The sequence below is a fragment of the Pseudomonas sp. PDM03 genome, assembly GCF_014852385.1.
In the GTDB taxonomy this organism is placed as follows: Bacteria; Pseudomonadota; Gammaproteobacteria; order Pseudomonadales; family Pseudomonadaceae; genus Aquipseudomonas; species Aquipseudomonas migulae.
The window spans coordinates 172,759-192,144 of sequence record NZ_JACVBM010000012.1 but is presented as its reverse complement, the minus strand read 5'-3'; the positions used below and the strand labels follow the sequence as shown (position 1 = coordinate 192,144).

Genomic DNA, 19,386 nt, shown 5'->3' with positions numbered 1-19,386 from the left:
ATTTCACGGACGCCATCGCTGGCAAGCCTGGCTCCTACGGATTCGAGCGTGTTGGGGATTGTAGGTTCACGCCACACCTGTAGGAGCCGGCTTGCTGGCGATGGCGATTTCATGGACGCCATCGCCAGCAAGCCGGCTCCTACGGATTGGGGGATGTTCGGGATTGGGGATTCACGCCAAACCTGTAGGAGCCCGGCTTGCTGGCGATGGCGATTTTACGGACGCCATCGCCGGCAAGCCGGCTCCTACGGATCGCGGGGATGTTCGGGATTGGGGATTCACGCCAAACCTGTAGGAGCCCGGCTTGCTGGCGATGGCGATTTCACGGGCGCCTTCGCCGGCAAGCCTGGCTCCTACGGATCGCGTGGATGTTCGGGATTGGGGATTCACGCCAAACCTGTAGGAGCCCGGCTTGCTGGCGATGGCGATTTCACGGACGCCTTCGCCGGCAAGCCTGGCTCCTACGGATCGCGGGGTGGCCGGGATCGGTAAATCAGGCAAACCGCTTCAACGAAAACGCCGACAGGTCCAGGTCACTGCTCCCTCGCACGCACCACTGCGCAACCGCCTCGCCCAACGCCGCTGAATGTTTGAAACCATGTCCCGAACAGGCCGACACCACCAGGGTGTTTTTCAGTGACGGATGCTCGTCGATGATGAAGTGCGAATCCGGCGTGACGGTGTACGCGCACACCGCCGACTTGACCACACGCGAAGTCACGCCTGCGATCCGGCCGCGCACCTGACGTTCGTACATGTCGTTTTCTTCAGCGGCGCTGACGGTGCGGTCCAGCGTGTCTGGCAAAGAGTCTTCAGTGTATTGCTCCGTCGCGACTTTCACGCTGCCCTCGCCCGGTAACGGCGGGAAGCCGTAGAAGGACTGCGCCGGGCCGTGGCTGAAGATGAACGTCGGTGACACCTCGGCAAACCGCACGTGCTCCTCCTGTTCAAACCAGAACAGTTTCTGCCGACACACCCGCAACAAGCGGTCAAACGGCTGTCCCAACAAATCCCGGGACCACATGCCGGCACTGACCACGACTTTGTCGGCGCGGATCGTGCGCTGATCAGTGGTGAGGGTGACGCCCTGCTCGTCCGAGCGGATGTGCGTGACGGTTTCGCCTTTGAACAACGTGGCGCCGTGTTCCTCGGCGAGCTGCAATTGCACCGCGATGCAGCGTTCTGGCCGGACGTAACCGCCACTCGGTTCGAAGTAGCCGACTGCAGTGTCCAGCACTTGGGAAAACTGTGGGAATCGGTGGCGAATCTGTTCGGCGGACAACATCTCATGCTCGATGCCGTAGGTGTTCGCCAGTTGAAGGGTGCGGTTCGTGAAGTCGTTGGCATCGTTGGCGTCATAGCCGGGGCTCGAGGTCAACACCAGCACGCCGCACTGCTCGAACAGCGACTCGCCGGACAGCGCTTCGAGCTCTCGCCAGATCCGCTGCGAGTTGCGGACAATGGGCACGTACGCGGCACCTTCGCCGACCGAGAGCCGAGTGATGCGCGTGTCCCCATGACTGGAGCCCTGCGTGTGGGGAGGATGGTGGCGGTCGACGCCGATGACCCTGACCCCGGATTTCGCCAGTTGATACACCGTCGCGGCGCCCATCGCGCCGAGTCCGAGCACTGCTACTTCACACCGATGTTCCATATCGTCACCGTCCCGAAAAGGACCATTTGAGTCTGAAAGCCGCTGAAAACTCAACAACGAAAACAGGCGGCCTGAGCCTGTCGATTCAGGATTCATGCGAAATCCGACAACAGTGTTTGTCCGGTCGCCCAATATATGGCCAAGCCATAAACACCTAGCATCGACTCAACCCAGCGAGCCATTGAAGTTGCCAGCAACTTGCTCGCCAGGCAACAACCCCGAAATAGTCGATGCCAAGGTGAATACCATGAACGTTTTAAAAGCAGCGCTGTTCCTTGCTCTTGGAAGTTTAACCGCACAGGCCTTTGCAGACGAAAGCCATGCCAATGCAGAAGCCGGCCAGGTACCGGTTGAAAGTTACACCTACGGAATGAAGCTCGATATTCAGAAGATCATTACGGTGTCGGACATCGCGAACGAATGCGCACCGGTGCCGGCCCAAATGACGTATGAAGACTCTCACGGTCAACGGCATATCCTGCAATATCAAGTCATGGGCACAGGCTGCTCGAACGGTTGAGTAGCGTGCGGACGATGGAGGGTCGACACTCCATGCCTGCCGCGCCTGTCAGGGTTTTGCTGGCGAGCCGACAATGTCCTCATCGGAGGCCAACAGACCCGGAATGTAGTCTTTCAGAAACTCCACCCATGTCTTGATCTTCGCATCCACGAACTTTCGTGACGGGTAGATGGCAAACAAGTTGAATTCCTCGAAATGATAATCCGGCAACACCCGCACTAACGTGCCGGCTCTCAGTCCGTCCACGGCAGACGCAATAGGTTGAATACCGATGCCCATTCCATTCTTGATCGCGACCGTCATCGCATCGGCGGTGTTGACGTGAAAGGGAGAGATCGGAACGTTCACCGTCTCCACGCCATCCGGCCCCTCGAATGCCCAGTTTTCAACCGGCATGACCGTATTCACAATCCGCAGACAATCATGTGCGCCAAGCGCCCCTGGAGAATCAGGGTGCCCGCGTTTCTTCAAGTACGCCGGCGAAGCGCAGAGGATGCTGTAAGTGATGCCCAGCCTTTGCGCGACAAACCCGGAATCGGGCAGGTCCCGCGCTAACACGATCGACATGTCATACCCCTCCTCCAGCAAATCGGGCAGCCGATTGGTCAGGGTCAGATCAAACATCACCGAGGGGTGAGTCTCTCGGTACTTGGCAATCGCATCGATCACGTAATGGTTACCGATGGCCGACATCGCGTGAATCTTCAGCCGGCCCACCGGCGTGATGTGAGCGGTTCCTGCTTCCTCATCGGCTTCACGCACCTCTTCAAGAATTTTCTCGCAGCGCTGCAAGTAGCGCACACCGGCTTCAGTCAATGCCAGGCGTCGAGTGGTCCGGTTGATCAGGCGTGTTTGAAGCCGGGCTTCCAGACTGGTCACCGCTTTGGAAACGTTGGTCGTGGTGGTGTCCAGTATCTGCGCCGCCGCCGTAAAACTGCCGGTTTGGGCGACAGCCACGAAAAAACGCATGGTCTGGAAAATGTCCATCGCTAGGCCTCAAGGGTCTGGATAAAAAGGGCGGCCTTACAGAAAGCCGCCCTCTCGAATCGGATTACTTCTTGCGCGCAATAAACCCGGGAACACCGGTTTCCACCACCGAGTTGAACCGTACCCGAGTGGTGATCTCTTCCTTGATTTCAAGCATCGCCCGGTGTGGCAGCGTGGACAGATCGAAGTTTTCCCGGATGTGGCTCGGTGTCGCCGACGTGGTCAGAAACGCCACGCCCCGCTGCACCGACCAGGCCAGCGCCACTTGCGCCGGGGTCTTCTGCACGCGCCGGGCGATCCCGGTAATCACCGAATCCTCCAGCACGTTGGGCTCCATGCCATGGCCGAGTGGTGCAAACGCCAGGACGATAATTCCATGTTGCTGACAAAACTCAAGCAGTTCCCATTCCGGCAAATAAGGATGGGACTCGACTTGCACGACGGCAGGCTTGATCCGCGCCTCGGCGACAATCGCCTGCAACGCCGGCAACGTGATGTCCGACAAGCCGATGGACTTGCACCGACCTTCATCCACCAGACGCTCAAGTGCCCTCCATGTCTCGATCAACGTGACCCCTGAATCGTAGATGACGTTGCCTTGCTCATCCCTCGGGTCCTGGTTTTCACCGGGTTGAAAGGCAAACGGCGTATGGATCAGGTAGCAGTCGATGTAGTCCACTTGCAGCCGTCGACAACTGGCCTCGAACGCCGGTTGAACCCGCTCGGGGCGATGGTTGGTGTTCCACAGTTTGGTGGTGATGAACAGGTCTTCGCGGCGGATTGTTCCGCTCGCCATCACCTCTTGCAGGGCAACGCCGACCTGTTCTTCATTTCGATAGCGTTCTGCACAATCGAAATGACGAAAGCCCGCGTGCAGAGCCTCCTTGACCGCTTGCGTGGTGACCGCAAGATCTCGAAACAGCGTGCCGAACCCAACCGCCGGCATTTCACCCGCGCCATGGTTGAGCGCAAAACGCTGATCGCGAAGTGCATCGTGAAAGGCTTCGTAAGGCATCTCTTTACTCCAATTGTCGGGGCCGCAGCCGCTATTGATACGCAGGGTTCTGTGCTTCGCGTGTGGCCACCCGTTGCTCGAATGCGCCAACGGAATTACCGCCGAGCGCGACGTACAGGCGCACCGTGTCGAGGTATTGCGCCGTCCTGATCCGGATTCGGCCCAGCAACGCTTGCTGATAAGCGCGCTCCGCTTCCAGCACCTGGAGAATGCTGTTTTCGCCTTGCGCATAGGCTTGCTGGTTCAAGCGCAAACTGGTTTCGGCCGCGCGCAATGCGTCTTCCTGGGCGAGGTTTTCCTCGGCGTCATGGTTGATGGCTTGCAACGTGTCGGCGACCTGGCCGAACGAACTGATCACGGTTTGCTGGTATCCGGCGAGCGTCGCGTTGTAGCCGTCGATGGCAGCCTGACGTTCAGCCTTGAGCGTTCCACCATCAAAGATCGGCCCCGCCAGCCCTGCCGCGAAGCCCCAGAGTGCGGCGCCGCCATTGCCCGAAGCGGCCTGTGCCAGCGACGCGGACAACGTGACGTGGGGATAAAGGTTCGCGGTCGCGACGCCGACGGCAGCGCTGGCCATGTGCAGTTCTGCTTCTGCCTGGCGCACATCCGGCCGGTCGTGGGCCATTTCAGAAGGCAAGCTGACAGGCACGTTGGCCGGCAATACAAACTCGGCCAGGTCGAAGTCCGGCGCGATCCAGTCGCCCGGGCCTTTACCCGTCAGAATCGAAAGCGCGTGGCGAGCCGAGTCGCGCTGCTGAGCCAGGGGCGGCAACAACGTGCGGTCTTGAGCGAGCCGGGTTTCGGCCAGCGAAACATCGATCTGCGTGGTGCTGCCATTGGCGTGGGCCATGCGCACGAGGTCGAGGTTTTTCGCGTCGTTGGCCAGCAGCTTCTCGACGGCTTGCATCTGCGCATTCGCCGACGCCACCAGCAACGCCTGACTGGCGACGTTACCGGTCAGGGTCAGGTACGCCGCTTCGTAGCGATGTTTTTGCAGATCGGCAAACGCTTCCTGTTGCTCCACCAAGCGCTTGTTGCCGCCGAACGCGTCCAGGTCAAAACCGACCCGTGGCCCGATCGCATAGAAGTTGGAGACGGCCGGCTCTTGGGCGTTATGAACCCGTTGACGGCCCGCCTGGGCGCCAAAATCGACTTGCGGGTACAACGCACCTTCCGCCGCCGTTACCGAGGACGCCGCCTGGCGAAGGGTTGCATCCGCCGCCACCAGTTCAAGATTGCCCGCAATGGCCCGACGCACCACCGTGTCGAGCTTCTGCGAACGGAACGTCGTCCACCAGTCACCGCGGACCTTCTGCCCCAGATCAATTTGCTTGTTGCCACGCTGACCAAGACGCTGTTCGGCCTGTTGATCGTAGTGCTGCGACTGGCTCGGCGCAGGCATTTGGTAGTCGGGGCCGACGGTACAGGCGGTCAGGAACACCAGCACTGCCGCCGCGCCGAACGTGGTTTTGAACGTCTGCCCATTGATTGCGAGCGCATGGGATTTCATTTGGCACACTCCACGAAAACTAGTTGGCCGCAGCCGGCTTGCGAAGGAAAACCACCAGTGGACTCACCACCAGCATCACCACCAGCAAAATCTTGAATTGACCGATCAGCGCGATAAAAGCCGCCTGACCCGTGATCATTTCGTTGAGCCCTTCCAGGGCTTGCAAGGACGTCGGCACGGAAAGCGCAGCGGCGCGATAGGGCGTCAGGTTGCTGACCAGCGCCGAGTGCATCGCTTGCGTGTTGTTGAAGAAAAACAACTGCACAATCGCAACGCCCAAAGTGCTGCCGTACACCCGTGACAGATTGAACAAACCGGTGCCTTCCGGACGCAACGCGGGGTCTAGCGTGCTGAACGCAACCTTGGTCAGCGACGGCATCAAGACGCCGATGCCAATGCCCTGAACCGCACCGGCCACCGCCACCGGCCACTCGTCCATCAACGGCGAATAACCGAGCATCAGCCAGTTGGCATAGACCACCAGGGCGACGCCTGCCGCCACGAACCCGCGGCGGTCGAAGCGCTCGGGAACACGCCCCATCAGCAGGAACGCGCCGACCAGTCCGACGCCACGCGGAATCGTCAGGAATCCCGTGGTATCTGGCGGGTAGCCGAGAATTTCGTCGAGCATCGGCGAGGTCAGCGCCATGGTCGACAACAGCACGAAACCCACAGCGAAAAAGATGACCGTCGACAGCACAAAATTGCGGTCGTCGAACAAACGCTTGTTGAGAAAATGCACCTTCGCCGTCAGCACATGCACCGCAAACAGATAGAACCCCAGTGCACAGCCTAGCGCTTCGAGGCAGATCTCGGTCGAGGCAAACCAGTCCAGGCGTTCACCACGGTCGAGCAGCATTTGCAGGCTGATCAAACCCAGCGTGAAAGTGCCGAAGCCAAAGAAGTCGAATGACGGCCGCTGTTCGGCCTTCTTCTCCTTCAGCAAAAGCGCCATGACCAGGAAGATGTACGCCGACAACGGCAGGCTGATGTAGAAGATCGGCCGCCAGTCGAAGTGTTCGCCGACCCAACCACCGATGCTCGGCCCGCTGACGATGCCGAACAGCACGATGGCGGTCCACGTCGCGCCAAACTTCGCACGCTTCTCGAGGGCCAAGGTCTCCATCGAAATCGCCATCGACAACGGCGCAAGCACGCCACTCGCGAGCCCCTGGATGATCCGCGCGCCGACGAATTCCAGCGGCGTCGTGGCCAGCGTCGCAAGCAGCAAGCCAAGGGCAAAAAAGGCCAGCGCGGTCAGATAAACACGCTTCAAGCCATAACGCCCGGCGAGCCATTGCGCGACCGGCAGGGTGATGGCGCTTGCTGCAAGGTACGAGGTGAAGATCCAGCCCGCCTGATCGTCGGTCATCGACAGGCTGCCCTGAATCAACCTGAGTACCGCGTTCGGAACAGGCAGGTTCGCCGACTGCATGTACGTCGCCAGCAGCGCCGCTAACCTCAGCGCATGCGCGCCCTCTCCCACCGGGTGTCCACTCTGTTGGCTGTTCATCAGGCGCCACCCGCAGTCAACAATGCTTTGAGCGGATGCCACCACGGCGTGCGATAGCCGGTATCGACCTTGACCGTGGCGCTGGTGCCCGAGAACAGCGCCAGGGCAGGATCTGCTTCATCGAGTTCGAGGCGCACCGGAACGCGCTGCACCACCTTGACCCAGTTGCCGGTCGCGTTTTCTGGCGGCAGCAGGGCGAAGTCCGAGCCGGCCCCCGGGCTCATGCTGGTGACGTGGGCCTTGAACACGTGATCGGGATAGGTATCGATGCTGATGGTCGCTGCCTGCCCGGGGCGCATATGGGTGACCTGCGTCTCGCGGAAGTTGGCCTCGACCCAGATCTCGCGATCGGACAGCAGCGCAAAGGCTGGCGCGCCGTTGTTGACGAAGTTGCCCACCTGCAAGTCGTCAACCTTGGTAACGATGCCATCGTCCGGCGCGTACACCGTCGCATACCCGAGGTAGAGCTGCGCCTCGTCCAGTTGAGCCCTGGCCTCGCGCACCGTCGGGTGACTGTCCGCGTCGATGTTCGGGTTGCCGCTGAGCGCGACGACGGTGCTGGCGATCTGTTGTTCGATCGACGCAATGCGCTGCCGTGCCACTTTCAGATCAGTGTCCGCCCGCTCGTAAACGGCCCGCGAGACAAACTCGGAGGCGACCAGCGCTTTCTTGCGGGCGAACTCTTTCTGGTCGAAATCCGCCGACTCTCTGGCGGACTGCAACTCGGCCTGCTGCTGCCGGTAACTGGCCTTGAGCCCATCGATGCGCAGCCGCGCGACGCTCAACTGTGCTTCTGCACGGTTGACCGCGATCTGAAACGGCTCCGGGTTGATGCGGAACAGCACCTGGCCTTTGCGCACAGGCTGATTGTCCTGAACCGCAATCTCGACGACCTGTCCGGAAACACGTGCATTGATCGAGGCCTTGGCCACCCGGGCGTAGGCGTTGTCGGTCGAAACAAAGGGCTCGCCCGCCTGATAGCGTGCGTAGCCAAACGCGGCGAAAAGCAGCGGCACACCGACCATCAGCAGGGGCCGCAGTTGCGCTTTGAGCGGTTTCTTCACGGGCGCGTCAGCCGGGTTCGGACCGGGATGCCCGAGGGTCTGTGTCGCTGAGAGATCGAACTGTTTAGTCATGATCGAATACACCTTTAACCGGGAAATCGGGCTAACACCCACTGGAACAGCGCCTTACCGTGTGCGGTCGGGAGGATCGCTCCGCCGCACCTGTTTCGTAGCCGCAATACCCCGATCGAGCTCCGCTACAACAAACCCGCAAGCAAGGAATTTCTGATTCCTTAATTTTGTGCGATGGTGTAAGAATATAGCCACGCCACCCCCCGACTCAAGGATTTTGTACGACATGGAACAAAATAAAACTACCGAGAGCAAAGGACGCGGCCGTCCTCGCGCCTATGACCCGCAGACCGCCTTGCAACAAGCGCTTGGTGTGTTTTGGAACACCGGCTATTCCGGTGCATCTCTGGACAGCATCGCCAGCGCAGCCGGGATGAACCGGCCGAGCCTGTACGCCGCATTCGGTGACAAGCACGCGCTCTATATCAAAGCGCTTGAGCAGTATTGGGAGTTCGCTGCCGCGTCCATGCACGAGGCGCTGACCAGCGAAGAGCTGACGTTGCGCCAGGCGTTGACGCAGTTTTACAAGGGGCAGTTGTCGATTTACTTCTCGGGTGACGGCCAACCCCGTGGCTGCTTTGCGATTGGCACCGCAACCACTGAAGCCGTCGAAGATCCGGAAATTCGCGAGGTGCTTTCGGATCGACTCAGCCGACTGGATGCCGACCTGGAAGCGCGTCTGCGCGTGGCCATTGATAAAGGAGAGCTCAAGGACGATGTCGACGCTGCGGCCCTCGCCGTGCTCGCCTCCTCCCTGCTGCACAGCATTTCCATCCGTGCGCGGGCGGGCAAATCCCGGGTGGAACTGACCGAGATCGCACGCAATGCGATCAACGTGATCTGCGGTTGAGCGGTGTCATGACGGGCAACAGACTCGAAGACAGGCTGGCAAAGCATCTGGCGGTGGTTTTTTGCGGCATTAACCCCGGCATGATGGCCGCCGCCCAAGGGCATCATTTTGCGGGGCGCAGCAATCGCTTCTGGCGCACCCTTCATCTGGCCGGCTTTACGCCGCAGGAAGTTCGCCCGGAAGATGACCGGACAATCGTGCAGTATCACTGTGGATTAACGGCCGTGGTGGAGCGGCCAACGGCGCGCGCGGATCAGTTGTCGGTGGATGAATTCATCGCCGCCGCTGCGCAGTTTGAACAGAAGATCGCGCACTATGCGCCACGCTTTGTGGCTTTTCTCGGCAAGGCCGCCTATGGCGCGTTATCCGGCCAGCGCAACGTGGCCTGGGGGCTTCAGTCGCAAACGTTCGGTAACGCCTCGGTCTGGGTCTTGCCCAACCCCAGTGGCCGCAATCGCGCTTTCACCCTGGATCAACTGGTTGACGCGTATCGACAACTCTATCTGGCCCAACTTGGTGTTAAATAGCACGCTGTCGCGTAATGCAGTGCAACGAGAACGGATATGAGAACCCATTTTGAGAAAAGTGATGCCCCTGAGCCAACGCTCCCGCGTGATGGAAACATTCAACCCGTCACCCCTCAGCAGCCGGTGGTAAGCGCATGATCGAAGTCACTGAAGTGTCCATTGCCGAACTGCGCGCGGCGCTCGAATCCGGGCAGACCACCGCCGTCGAACTGGTGCAGGCTTACCTGGCCCGGATCGATGCCTACGATGGCCCGGACACCGCCACCGCGCTCAACGCCGTGGTGGTGCGCAATCCCGAGGCGCTCAATGAAGCGCGGGCCTCCGATGCCCGTCGGGCCAAAGGTCAAACGCTGGGGCCGCTCGATGGCATTCCCTATACCGCCAAAGACAGTTATCTGGTCAAAGGGTTGACCGCCGCCTCTGGCAGCCCCGCTTTCGCCCACCTGATTGCGTATCGCGATGCGTTCACCATCGAACGGCTTCGCGCCACGGGTGCGATCTGCCTGGGCAAAACCAACATGCCGCCGATGGCGAACGGTGGCATGCAGCGCGGGGTCTATGGCCGGGCCGAAAGCCCGTACAACGCTGACTACCTCACCGCCCCTTTCGCCTCGGGTTCGTCGAACGGCGCCGGGACGGCGACCGCCGCCAGTTTCGCGGCCTTCGGTCTCGCGGAAGAAACCTGGTCGAGCGGTCGCGGTCCGGCCTCGAACAACGGTTTGTGCGCCTACACGCCGTCGCGCGGGGTGATCTCGGTGCGCGGCAACTGGCCGCTGACGCCGACCATGGACGTCGTCGTGCCCTTCGCCAGAACCATGGCCGACCTGCTTGAAGTGCTCGACGTGGTGGTGGCGGAAGATCCCGACACCCGTGGCGATCTGTGGCGGCTGCAACCCGGGGTGCCAATTCCGAGCGTCGCCTCGGTGCGCCCGGCGTCCTATGCCGAACTTGCGGCGAACACCGATGCACTGGCCGGCAAACGCCTCGGCGTTCCGCGCATGTACATCAACGCCGATCCCGACGCGGGCACGAGCGACGCACCGGGTATCGGTGGGCCGACGGGACAGCGCATCAACACGCGTCCATCGGTGATCGGGCTCTGGGAAGAGGCCCGCAAGGCACTTGAAGCGGCGGGTGCCGAAGTGATTGAAGTCGACTTCCCGCTGGTCTCCAATTGCGAGGGTGATCGTCCGGGTGCGCCGACGGTGTTTACCCGAGGCCTGGTGTCGAAAGAGTTCCTGCACCATGAGTTGTGGGACCTGACGGCCTGGGCATTCGATGATTTCCTGCAGGCCAACGGCGACCCGAAATTGAACCGTCTGGTCGATGTCGACGGGCCGCTGATTTTCCCGCACGACCCGGGAACCCTGCCCAACCGCGAGGGCGACCTGGTCGCCGGCATGGACGAATACGTGCGGATGGCCGAGCGCGGCATCACTCCGTGGGATCAGATTTCCACAGTGCCTGATGGCTTGCGCGGGCTGGAAAAAACCCGTCGAATCGACCTGGAGGACTGGATGGATCGGCTGGGGCTCGATGCGGTGCTGTTCCCGACAGTGGCCGACGTTGCGCCGGCGAATGCCGATGTCGACCCGGCCTCTGCGGACATCGCCTGGAGCAACGGCATCTGGGTGGCCAACGGCAACCTCGCCATCCGGCATTTGGGTGTACCAACGGTCACCGTGCCGATGGGCGTGATGCCGGACATCGGCATGCCCGTCGGCCTGACGTTTGCCGGTCGCGCCTACGACGATTCGACGCTGCTGCGCTTCGCCTCGGCATTCGAATCGACGGGGACCAAACGCCTGATCCCGCCTCGAACCCCACCGTTGTCGACCGCTAAAAAGTAGAACCGCGCGGTTTCACAGGGCAAGGCGTTGGTCGAAGTGTTCTTCCTTGAGAATATCGAACAACGCCTGCGCCGCAGCCGACAACTCCACCCCAGGCTTGGTCAACACCCCGATCGCCCGTTCCACCACCGGGTCACGCAGGGTAATGCACCGTGCGCCCAACTCGCGCATCTGCCCGGCACACAACGCCGGCACCGCGCTCACCCCCAGGCCACTGGCGACCATTCTCCCGACTGTCGCCAACTGATGGCTTTCAAACTCCACCGGCAACTTCATCCCCCGCGTTTGCAAGTGCTCCTCCAGCATCACCCGCACTGTCGACGGTCGCTGCAAGGTAATGAAAGGCTCTTCAAGCAACGTCTGCCAATCAATGTCTTCGCGCTCTGAAAAAGGCGAATCGAACGGCACCACCGCCACAAACCGGTCCCGGTACAACGGCGTGAATTGCAGCGACGAACTTTGCGTCGGTTCAAACGCTACGCCCAACTCGACCTGCCGATCGCGCACCATTTCCAGCACCTGCTCGTTGATCACGTCATTCACCGTGACGTTGACCTTGGGATAGCGCGCGCGGAACGTCTTGAGGATCGGCGGCAACAGGTTGCCGGCAAACGACGGCATCGCCGCCAGCGTCACGCGCCCGCGCTGCAGGGTAAAACGCTGGCGCAGTTCGTCCTCGACATTGTCCCAGTCCGCGATCAACCGACGGGCCAACGGCACCAGCGATTCACCCTCGGGCGTCAGCGCCACGTTACGCGTGTTGCGGGTAAACAACCGCCCGCCCAGGCCCTCCTCCAGCGCCTTGATGGTCAGGCTCAACGCCGATTGCGACAGGTGCAATCGTTCGCAGGCGACGGCAAAACTCAGACTCTGGGCCACGGCCAGAAAGGCGCGGATCTGCTTGACTGTCATAGGCTAACTGCTCCAGTAATGAGCGCAGGTGCTTTCTGTAGGAGCATGGCTTGCCTGCGATGGCGTCCTGGAGATCGTCATCGCAGGCAAGCCATGCTCCTACAGGATTTATTGGTGAGTTTTATCTATCAATCAACCTTAAAAATCAACTTAACAAATAAATCCTCCAGCGCGACACTCCATCCCATACGGCTAGCCAGCCGCCCACAAAGAATAAAAGAGGTGCATATGGCAGGTTTCGACAAGCGCGTGAGTTCCTACGAGGAAGCTCTGGCAGGTCTTGAAGACGGCATGACGGTAATCGCTGGCGGCTTCGGCCTGTGCGGCATTCCGGAAAACCTGATCGCCGAGATCAAGCGCAAAGGCACCCGTGACCTGACCGTGGTTTCCAACAACTGCGGCGTCGACGGTTTCGGTCTTGGCGTGTTGCTGGAAGACCGGCAGATCAAAAAAGTAGTGGCCTCCTACGTTGGCGAAAACAAGCTGTTCGAAGACCAACTGCTGAAAGGCGAAATCGAAGTCGTCCTGACACCTCAAGGCACCCTCGCCGAAAAAATGCGCGCAGGCGGCGCTGGCATCCCGGCATTCTTCACGGCTACTGGCGTCGGCACCCCGGTCGCCGAAGGCAAGGAAGTGCGCGAATTCCACGGTCGCAAGTACCTGATGGAAGAATCCATCACCGGTGACTTCGCCATCGTCAAAGGCTGGAAAGCCGACCATTTCGGCAACGTCATCTACCGCCACACCGCCCAGAACTTCAACCCGCTGGCCGCCACCGCCGGCAAGATCACCGTGGTCGAAGTCGAAGAAATCGTCGAACCCGGCGAGCTGGACCCGGCGCAGATCCACACCCCTGGCATCTACGTCGACCGGGTCATTTGCGGCACGTTCGAGAAGCGCATCGAACAGCGCACCGTGCGTAAGTGATCCCCTGCCCCCGGACCGAATGAAGGAATAACAACAATGGCACTTTCCCGCGAACAAATGGCTCAACGCGTCGCCCGCGAAATGCAGGACGGCTTCTACGTGAACCTGGGCATCGGCATTCCGACCCTGGTCGCCAACTACATTCCCGAAGGCATGGAAGTCATGCTGCAGTCGGAAAACGGCCTGCTCGGCATGGGTCCTTTTCCTACTGAAGAAACCATCGATGCCGACATGATCAACGCCGGCAAGCAAACCGTGACTGCGCGTACCGGCGCGTCGATCTTTTCCTCGGCCGAGTCCTTCGCGATGATTCGCGGGGGTCATGTCGACCTGACCGTGCTGGGCGCCTTTGAAGTCGATGTGCAAGGCAACATCGCCTCGTGGATGATCCCCGGCAAGCTGGTCAAGGGCATGGGCGGCGCGATGGACCTGGTGGCCGGCGCCGACAACATCATCGTCATCATGACCCACGCGTCCAAGGACGGTGAGTCCAAGCTGTTGTCCCAATGCAGCCTGCCGCTGACCGGTGCCGGTTGCATCAAGCGCGTACTGACTGACCTTGCGTATCTTGAAATCGAAAACGGCGCGTTCATTCTCAAAGAGCGTGCGCCGGGCGTCAGCGTCGAAGAGATCGTCGCCAAGACTGCCGGTAAACTGATCGTGCCGGACCACGTTCCGGAAATGCAGTTCGCTGCCCAGTGAGGAATCATTCCATGCAAGAAGTCGTCATTGTCGCCGCCACCCGTACTGCCATCGGCAGCTTCCAGGGCTCGCTGGCCAATGTGTCCGCCGTAGACCTCGGTGCTGCGGTGATCCGTCAGTTGCTGACGCAAACCGGCCTGAACCCGGCGGAAGTCGATGAAGTGATCATGGGCCAGGTGTTGACCGCCGGCGCCGGGCAAAACCCTGCGCGTCAGTCCGCGATCAAGGCGGGCCTGCCGTTCACCGTGCCGGCCATGACCCTGAACAAGGTCTGCGGCTCGGGCCTCAAGGCCCTGCACCTGGCCACCCAGGCGATTCGCTGCGGCGACGCCGACGTGATCATTGCCGGCGGCCAGGAAAACATGAGCCTGTCCAACTACGTCATGCCCGGTGCGCGCACCGGTCTGCGCATGGGTCACGCGCAAATCGTCGACACCATGATCAGCGACGGCCTGTGGGATGCGTTCAACGATTACCACATGGGCATCACCGCCGAAAACCTGGCTGAAAAGTACAGCCTGACCCGCGAGCAACAGGACGCCTTCGCTGCGGCCTCGCAGCAGAAAGCCACGGCCGCCATCGAAGCCGGGCGTTTTGCCGATGAAATCACGCCGATCCTGATTCCGCAGCGCAAGGGCGATCCGCTGTCCTTCGCCACCGACGAACAACCTCGCGCCGGCACCACCGCCGAAGCCCTGGGCAAACTGAAACCGGCCTTCAAGAAGGACGGTTCGGTGACTGCCGGTAACGCCTCGTCGCTGAACGATGGCGCCGCCGCCGTGATTCTGATGAGCGCAGAAAAAGCCAAAGCCTTGGGCCTACCGGTGCTGGCAAAAATCGCGGCTTACGCCAACGCGGGCGTGGACCCGGCGATCATGGGCATCGGCCCGGTCTCGGCCACTCGCCGTTGCCTGAGCAAAGCCGGCTGGTCCATCGACCAACTGGACCTGATCGAAGCCAACGAAGCCTTCGCCGCGCAATCCCTGGCGGTGGCCAAGGACCTGGAATGGGACTTGAACAAGGTCAACGTCAACGGCGGCGCCATCGCCCTCGGTCACCCGATCGGTGCGTCGGGTTGCCGTGTGCTGGTGACTTTGCTGCATGAAATGATCAAGCGCGACGCCAAGAAAGGCCTCGCCACCCTGTGCATCGGTGGTGGTCAGGGCGTGGCACTGGCGATCGAACGGGCTTAACGCGTTCAACGGTCGGCGCGGGGACCCACGAAGATCCGCGCCATCCGGCAACACCCCTGTAGGAGCCGGCTTGCTGGCGATCGCGGTGTGTCAGGCAACATATTCGTTGATGATGCACCGCTATCGTCGGAACGCCGCCCGCAGCAAGCCGGCTCCTACAGGATTTGCGTTTATTGCCGCAAACCGTGTCAGGCGAACTTCACGAGGTTCAACACTGGCAACGGCCCACCCGGAAACTGCGCCAACCGCGCGCCGACACTCAACTCCCCAAGATCAATCCCGAAGAAGCCCAAGCGCTCGGTCAACGCAACCACCTGAGCTTTCGCCTCGGCATCATCGCCCGACACAAACAGCACCCGCCGACCGCCCTCCGCCGCCGGATCACTCTCCAGCAAGCGCGCCGCCAGGTGATTGAACGCCTTCACCACCCTCGCCCCCGGCACCCATTCGGCGAACACTTCGCTGGACGTACGGCCCTGCAAATCCACCGCCTTGAACGACGGCGCCTCAATCGAGTTATTGGCGTCGATCACGATCCGCCCGCCGAAATCGGCCAAACCAGCGAGTGCGGTCGGTAACTTCGACCAGTTGACCGCCACCAGAACGATTGGCTGGGCGGCCGCTTCTTCACGGGTGCCGGCGCGCGCCGTCGGGCCGAGTTCTGCCACCAGCGATGACAGCGTTTCAGGTCCACGACTGTTGGCGATGACGACTTCGATGCCCTGACGGGACAAGGCTCTGGCAAACGCTGAACCAATGGCGCCAGCGCCGATGATGCCGATAGTACTCATGGTGATTCACTCCAAGGGGTTGTCGTTGGCGTGAATACTGCGCTTGTCATTAGCCCTTGATTAGCGGGTAATGACTTGAATGATTTTCAAGCATTCATAGCAGGTGCCAGACGTGGAAACCCTCGCCAACCTCGAATCTTTTGTACGCAGCGCTGAAACGGGCAGTTTTTCCGCGGCGGCACGTTTGCTGGCGCTGACACCTGCCGCGGTCAGCCGCAACGTGGCGATGCTGGAGCGCAATATGGGTGTGCGGTTGTTCCAGCGTTCGACCCGCAAGCTGTCGCTCACTGAAGCCGGTGAGGGTTTTCTGGCCGGCATCGGCGGCAACCTGGAGGCGTTGCAAGCGGCGATCAGTGCCGTGAGCAGTGATCGCGGGGAGCCGGCAGGTGTGCTCAAGGTCAGCCTGGCGCCGACGTTTGGCATCGGTCATGTGTTGCCGTTGTTGCCGCAGTTCCTGGCGCGTTATCCGTTGATTCGCCCGGAATGGCACTTCGAAAATCGCCAGGTGGATTTGATTGCTGAAGGTTATGACGCGGCCATCGGCGGCGGCTTCGAACTCACGCCTGGGGTCATCTCACGGACATTGGCGGCGGCGGATATCGTCGCGGTGGCCTCACCGGCCTACCTGGCAGGACGCACGCTGCCGCGCACGCCGGCCGACCTGATCGGACACACCGGCATTGTGATGCGCGGCATTCGCACCGGGCGGATTCGTCATTGGGTGATGCACGATCGAGCGGGCCATGAAGAGAGCGCCGGTCTGAACGAAAACATCGTGCTCAACGACCCTGCCGCCATGCGTGAGGCAGCGCTCCTGGGCCTGGGGGTGACGCTGCTGGTATTGCCGGATGTGGCAGCGAACATCGAGCGCGGGGAACTGGTGCGCCTGCTGCCGGACTGGCACGCCGATGCGGGGCCGATCTCGCTGTATTACCCAAGCCGGACGCTGATGCCGGCCAAGACCCGGGTGTTTATCGATTTTGTGGTTGAGGCGTTTCAGCGATAGACCGCGTCATCATTCATCGCCGGCAAGCCGGCTCCTACAAGGACATGGTGAACCTGTAGGAGCCAGCTTGCTGGCGATGAGGCTAGACCTGTCACCCAAAAAACTGAAAGATCAACCAACTATTCGCCCCACTGATCACCGCAAACAACCCCCACGCCAACATCCGCGTCGGCAATCGATTCACAAACGGCCCCATCAACTTGTGATCGTTGGTCATGCGAATCAACGGATACAACGCAAACGGCAACTGCAAACTCAGCACCACCTGACTCAACACCAGCAGCTTGCCAATCGCGTTATCCCCCATCAGCCACACACCGATAAACGCCGGGATCAACGCCAGCCCCCGGGTAATCAACCGCCGCTGCCAGCAGGGAATCCGCAGGTTGAGGTAACCCTCCATGATCACTTGTCCGGCGATGGTGCCGGTGAACGTCGAACTCTGACCGGACGCCAGCAACGCGACGCCGAACAGCACGCTGGCCAACGCGCCGCCCACCAGCGGGTCGAGCAAGTGATAGGCGTCCTGAATGTCCACCACATCGGTGTGCCCGGTCTTGTGGAAGGCCGCGGCCGCGAGGATCAGGATCGCCGCGTTCACCAGCAGCGCCAGCGCCAGGGAGCCGATGGTGTCGATGCGCGCCAGTTTCACCGCGTCCTGCTTGCTGGCCAGGTCCTTGCCGATCATCCGGGTCTGTACGATCGAGGTGTGTAGGTACAAGTTATGCGGCATGACCGTGGCCCCGAGAATCCCGATGGCCAGGTACAGCGGCGCCGCATCGCCGATGGCCGACAGTGACGGCGTGAAACCCCGCGCGACGTCCGGCCAGTAAGGCTTGATCAACAACAATTCAACGAAGAAACACACACCGATGGTGCTCACCAGCACCAGCATGATCGCTTCCAGTCGACGGAAGCCACGGTTCTGCAGGGCCAGCACCAGCAGCGTATCGAACGCTGTGAGGGCGATGCCGACGCTCAGCGAACAGCCCAACAGCAGATGGAACGCCAGCGCACAGCCGAGCACTTCGGCGAGGTCGGTGGCGATGATCGAGATCTCCGCCAGCACCCATTGGGTCCGTGCGGTCCGCGTGCTGTAGCGTTCGCGGGACAACTGCGCCAGATCGCGCCCGGTGGCAATGCCCAGGCGCGAGCACAAACACTGCACCACCATCCCCGCCAGACTCGCCAGCAACACCACAAACAACAGGCTGTAACCAAACCGCGAACCGGCCTCGATGGCGGTGGCCCAGTTGCCCGGGTCCATGTAGCCGATGGACACCAGCAAGCCCGGGCCGGCGAAACGCAGGACACGTTTGAAAAATGACGCGCGAGGGTCAACGGCAACGCTGCCCGCCACTTCCGGCGGACAAAACGGCGCAGTGGCGACTTTGGGCAAACTGAATTTCACGCAAACATTCCAGAAAACAGGCGGGAGGGCGCAGCTTAGACGTTTCGCGCTTTTCGGTGTACCGACAAACGCAAAGATCGCCGCAGTTGCCTTTGCCTTTGCCTTTGCCTTTGCCTTTGCTTTTGTAGGAGCAAGCTTGCTCGCGATGGCAGCACCTCGGTGGTCCAGACGTTCCGCGTCATCGTTTATCGCGAGCAAGCTTGCTCCTACAAAAGCAAAAGCAACGGCGGGTGATGTTCAGGGCTTGGCAATGCCCAACAACTGCTCCCGCAACTCGGGATTGCTCGTGCGCGGGTCGAGCCAGATATCAAAAAACGCCCGGGCGAACACCGGGTCCGTCACCTCGTACTGCAACTGCGGGCCGACAAAAAAACGTGCGCCCTGCCCCGGCAAGTAAACCCCGATGAGTCGGGTCCCGGCCTGCACATCGACAAACGCCTGCTGCATCTGCGCCTGCCATACCGCGAGTTGCCCGGCACTCACCGATGCGCCCGACAGTCGTTTGATTTCTTCGACGCTGGCCTGGACCAGATCGTCCCGGGAAATCCTGCGCTGATAAATCAGCTCCAGGGCGAACGGCTGGTCGCTCGCAAATGGCTGCGCGGCGCTCCACAGACGAGCGTTGTAGATATCGAAACCGAACATCCGGAACTCGCCGGTACCAACGATTTGGGCGCCAGGCAAAGACTCCTGCCAGTTGGCCAACGCGTGGTTGCCCAGCAATACAAACAGCCACAGGGTATGCCGCAGAGGTGATCGTGGTCGGGTCATGATCGGCTCGATTCAGCGCGTATGGGTTCTGTTACTTATACGCATAAAGTGTTGCTGTACAAGCTTTCAACTTTGTATACAAAAACAGCTAATCCTTAGAGCAATCTACTT

The 19,386-nt window shown here is 60.9% G+C and carries 18 protein-coding genes; 8 read left to right on the top strand and 10 right to left on the bottom strand.

All coding sequences use genetic code 11. The features are described 5' to 3' along the window. Positions 1-493 precede the first annotated feature (493 nt). The gene (gene solA / locus IB254_RS17955; protein WP_192418452.1) at positions 494-1,654 is read right to left on the bottom strand and encodes an N-methyl-L-tryptophan oxidase; all 1,161 of its coding nucleotides are present in this window, start codon (positions 1,652-1,654) and stop codon (positions 494-496) included. 247 nt (positions 1,655-1,901) lie between these two features. On the opposite strand from solA, the gene IB254_RS17950 reads away from it, so the two are divergent. Further along, a complete protein-coding gene (locus IB254_RS17950; protein ID WP_008044994.1) occupies positions 1,902-2,174 on the top strand; it encodes a DUF2790 domain-containing protein in 273 nt (90 codons plus the stop codon). Between the two features lie 48 nt (positions 2,175-2,222). Here IB254_RS17950 and IB254_RS17945 read toward each other — a convergent pair whose 3' ends face one another. The 5 genes from IB254_RS17945 to IB254_RS17925 all read right to left on the bottom strand — a co-directional run bounded on the left by IB254_RS17945 (position 2,223) and on the right by IB254_RS17925 (position 8,335). Beyond that, positions 2,223-3,161, bottom strand: coding sequence for a LysR family transcriptional regulator (locus tag IB254_RS17945; RefSeq protein ID WP_192418450.1), 939 nt, complete (start codon positions 3,159-3,161; stop codon positions 2,223-2,225). 64 nt (positions 3,162-3,225) lie between these two features. Next, complete coding sequence (locus tag IB254_RS17940) at positions 3,226-4,176, bottom strand: aldo/keto reductase (protein ID WP_192418448.1); 951 nt, start codon at positions 4,174-4,176, stop codon at positions 3,226-3,228. A gap of 31 nt (positions 4,177-4,207) precedes the next feature. After that, a complete protein-coding gene (locus IB254_RS17935; protein ID WP_192418446.1) occupies positions 4,208-5,686 on the bottom strand; it encodes an efflux transporter outer membrane subunit in 1,479 nt (492 codons plus the stop codon). Between the two features lie 19 nt (positions 5,687-5,705). After that, positions 5,706-7,199, bottom strand: coding sequence for a DHA2 family efflux MFS transporter permease subunit (locus IB254_RS17930; protein ID WP_192418445.1), 1,494 nt, complete (start codon positions 7,197-7,199; stop codon positions 5,706-5,708). Next, positions 7,199-8,335, bottom strand: coding sequence for an HlyD family secretion protein (locus tag IB254_RS17925; RefSeq protein WP_192418443.1), 1,137 nt, complete (start codon positions 8,333-8,335; stop codon positions 7,199-7,201). The genes IB254_RS17930 and IB254_RS17925 overlap by 1 nt, the downstream gene beginning before the upstream one ends. Before the next feature lie 226 nt (positions 8,336-8,561). Here IB254_RS17925 and IB254_RS17920 point away from each other — a divergent pair, with 226 nt between their 5' ends. The 3 genes from IB254_RS17920 (at position 8,562) to IB254_RS17910 (ending at position 11,562) form a co-directional block, all read left to right on the top strand. Beyond that, positions 8,562-9,185, top strand: coding sequence for a TetR/AcrR family transcriptional regulator (locus IB254_RS17920; protein WP_192418441.1), 624 nt, complete (start codon positions 8,562-8,564; stop codon positions 9,183-9,185). A gap of 8 nt (positions 9,186-9,193) precedes the next feature. Next, positions 9,194-9,712: a G/U mismatch-specific DNA glycosylase gene (gene mug, locus IB254_RS17915; protein WP_192418439.1), complete on the top strand. Its 519-nt coding sequence runs from the start codon at positions 9,194-9,196 to the stop codon at positions 9,710-9,712. A gap of 134 nt (positions 9,713-9,846) precedes the next feature. Then, positions 9,847-11,562 carry an amidase gene (locus IB254_RS17910; RefSeq protein ID WP_192418437.1) on the top strand — a complete coding sequence of 572 codons (1,716 nt, stop codon included), beginning with the start codon at positions 9,847-9,849 and terminating at the stop codon, positions 11,560-11,562. 12 nt (positions 11,563-11,574) lie between these two features. Here IB254_RS17910 and IB254_RS17905 read toward each other — a convergent pair whose 3' ends face one another. Continuing rightward, entirely contained in the window at positions 11,575-12,474 is a 900-nt protein-coding gene (locus IB254_RS17905; protein WP_192418435.1) for a LysR family transcriptional regulator, read from the bottom strand. Positions 12,475-12,702: 228 nt separating this feature from the next. Between IB254_RS17905 and IB254_RS17900 the strand changes: the two genes are divergently transcribed. Genes IB254_RS17900 through IB254_RS17890 form a run of 3 tightly spaced genes read left to right on the top strand, consistent with a single transcriptional unit; the run spans position 12,703 to position 15,296 of the window. Next, positions 12,703-13,401 carry a CoA transferase subunit A gene (locus IB254_RS17900; RefSeq protein WP_008026716.1) on the top strand — a complete coding sequence of 233 codons (699 nt, stop codon included), beginning with the start codon at positions 12,703-12,705 and terminating at the stop codon, positions 13,399-13,401. A gap of 36 nt (positions 13,402-13,437) precedes the next feature. Then, positions 13,438-14,103 carry a CoA transferase subunit B gene (locus IB254_RS17895; RefSeq protein WP_008026717.1) on the top strand — a complete coding sequence of 222 codons (666 nt, stop codon included), beginning with the start codon at positions 13,438-13,440 and terminating at the stop codon, positions 14,101-14,103. A gap of 11 nt (positions 14,104-14,114) precedes the next feature. Beyond that, a complete protein-coding gene (locus IB254_RS17890) occupies positions 14,115-15,296 on the top strand; it encodes an acetyl-CoA C-acetyltransferase (protein ID WP_192418433.1) in 1,182 nt (393 codons plus the stop codon). Between the two features lie 188 nt (positions 15,297-15,484). On the opposite strand, the gene IB254_RS17885 is transcribed toward IB254_RS17890, so the two are convergent. Next, positions 15,485-16,087, bottom strand: a complete 603-nt coding sequence (locus IB254_RS17885) for an NADPH-dependent F420 reductase (RefSeq protein ID WP_192418431.1) — start codon at positions 16,085-16,087, stop codon at positions 15,485-15,487. A gap of 112 nt (positions 16,088-16,199) precedes the next feature. On the opposite strand from IB254_RS17885, the gene IB254_RS17880 reads away from it, so the two are divergent. After that, positions 16,200-17,093: a LysR family transcriptional regulator gene (locus IB254_RS17880; RefSeq protein WP_192418429.1), complete on the top strand. Its 894-nt coding sequence runs from the start codon at positions 16,200-16,202 to the stop codon at positions 17,091-17,093. A 91-nt stretch (positions 17,094-17,184) separates the two neighbouring features. Here IB254_RS17880 and IB254_RS17875 read toward each other — a convergent pair whose 3' ends face one another. Continuing rightward, the gene (locus IB254_RS17875; protein WP_192418427.1) at positions 17,185-18,504 is read right to left on the bottom strand and encodes an Nramp family divalent metal transporter; all 1,320 of its coding nucleotides are present in this window, start codon (positions 18,502-18,504) and stop codon (positions 17,185-17,187) included. Between the two features lie 237 nt (positions 18,505-18,741). Next, positions 18,742-19,275, bottom strand: a complete 534-nt coding sequence (locus IB254_RS17870) for a chalcone isomerase family protein (RefSeq protein ID WP_192418425.1) — start codon at positions 19,273-19,275, stop codon at positions 18,742-18,744. Between the last annotated feature and the right edge of the window lie 111 nt (positions 19,276-19,386).

What these genes read in the sequence shown, in the direction of transcription:
- solA (WP_192418452.1), bottom strand. Translation starts at nt 1,654, where the DNA reads ATGGAACATCGGTGTGAAGTAGCAGTGCTCGGACTCGGCGCGATGGGC.
- IB254_RS17905 (WP_192418435.1), bottom strand. Translation starts at nt 12,474, where the DNA reads ATGACAGTCAAGCAGATCCGCGCCTTTCTGGCCGTGGCCCAGAGTCTG.
- IB254_RS17870 (WP_192418425.1), bottom strand. Translation starts at nt 19,275, where the DNA reads ATGACCCGACCACGATCACCTCTGCGGCATACCCTGTGGCTGTTTGTA.
- IB254_RS17930 (WP_192418445.1), bottom strand. Translation starts at nt 7,199, where the DNA reads ATGAACAGCCAACAGAGTGGACACCCGGTGGGAGAGGGCGCGCATGCG.
- IB254_RS17900 (WP_008026716.1), top strand. Translation starts at nt 12,703, where the DNA reads ATGGCAGGTTTCGACAAGCGCGTGAGTTCCTACGAGGAAGCTCTGGCA.
- IB254_RS17925 (WP_192418443.1), bottom strand. Translation starts at nt 8,335, where the DNA reads ATGACTAAACAGTTCGATCTCTCAGCGACACAGACCCTCGGGCATCCC.
- IB254_RS17885 (WP_192418431.1), bottom strand. Translation starts at nt 16,087, where the DNA reads ATGAGTACTATCGGCATCATCGGCGCTGGCGCCATTGGTTCAGCGTTT.
- IB254_RS17890 (WP_192418433.1), top strand. Translation starts at nt 14,115, where the DNA reads ATGCAAGAAGTCGTCATTGTCGCCGCCACCCGTACTGCCATCGGCAGC.
- IB254_RS17920 (WP_192418441.1), top strand. Translation starts at nt 8,562, where the DNA reads ATGGAACAAAATAAAACTACCGAGAGCAAAGGACGCGGCCGTCCTCGC.
- IB254_RS17895 (WP_008026717.1), top strand. Translation starts at nt 13,438, where the DNA reads ATGGCACTTTCCCGCGAACAAATGGCTCAACGCGTCGCCCGCGAAATG.
- IB254_RS17945 (WP_192418450.1), bottom strand. Translation starts at nt 3,161, where the DNA reads ATGGACATTTTCCAGACCATGCGTTTTTTCGTGGCTGTCGCCCAAACC.
- mug (WP_192418439.1), top strand. Translation starts at nt 9,194, where the DNA reads ATGACGGGCAACAGACTCGAAGACAGGCTGGCAAAGCATCTGGCGGTG.
- IB254_RS17935 (WP_192418446.1), bottom strand. Translation starts at nt 5,686, where the DNA reads ATGAAATCCCATGCGCTCGCAATCAATGGGCAGACGTTCAAAACCACG.
- IB254_RS17940 (WP_192418448.1), bottom strand. Translation starts at nt 4,176, where the DNA reads ATGCCTTACGAAGCCTTTCACGATGCACTTCGCGATCAGCGTTTTGCG.
- IB254_RS17910 (WP_192418437.1), top strand. Translation starts at nt 9,847, where the DNA reads ATGATCGAAGTCACTGAAGTGTCCATTGCCGAACTGCGCGCGGCGCTC.
- IB254_RS17950 (WP_008044994.1), top strand. Translation starts at nt 1,902, where the DNA reads ATGAACGTTTTAAAAGCAGCGCTGTTCCTTGCTCTTGGAAGTTTAACC.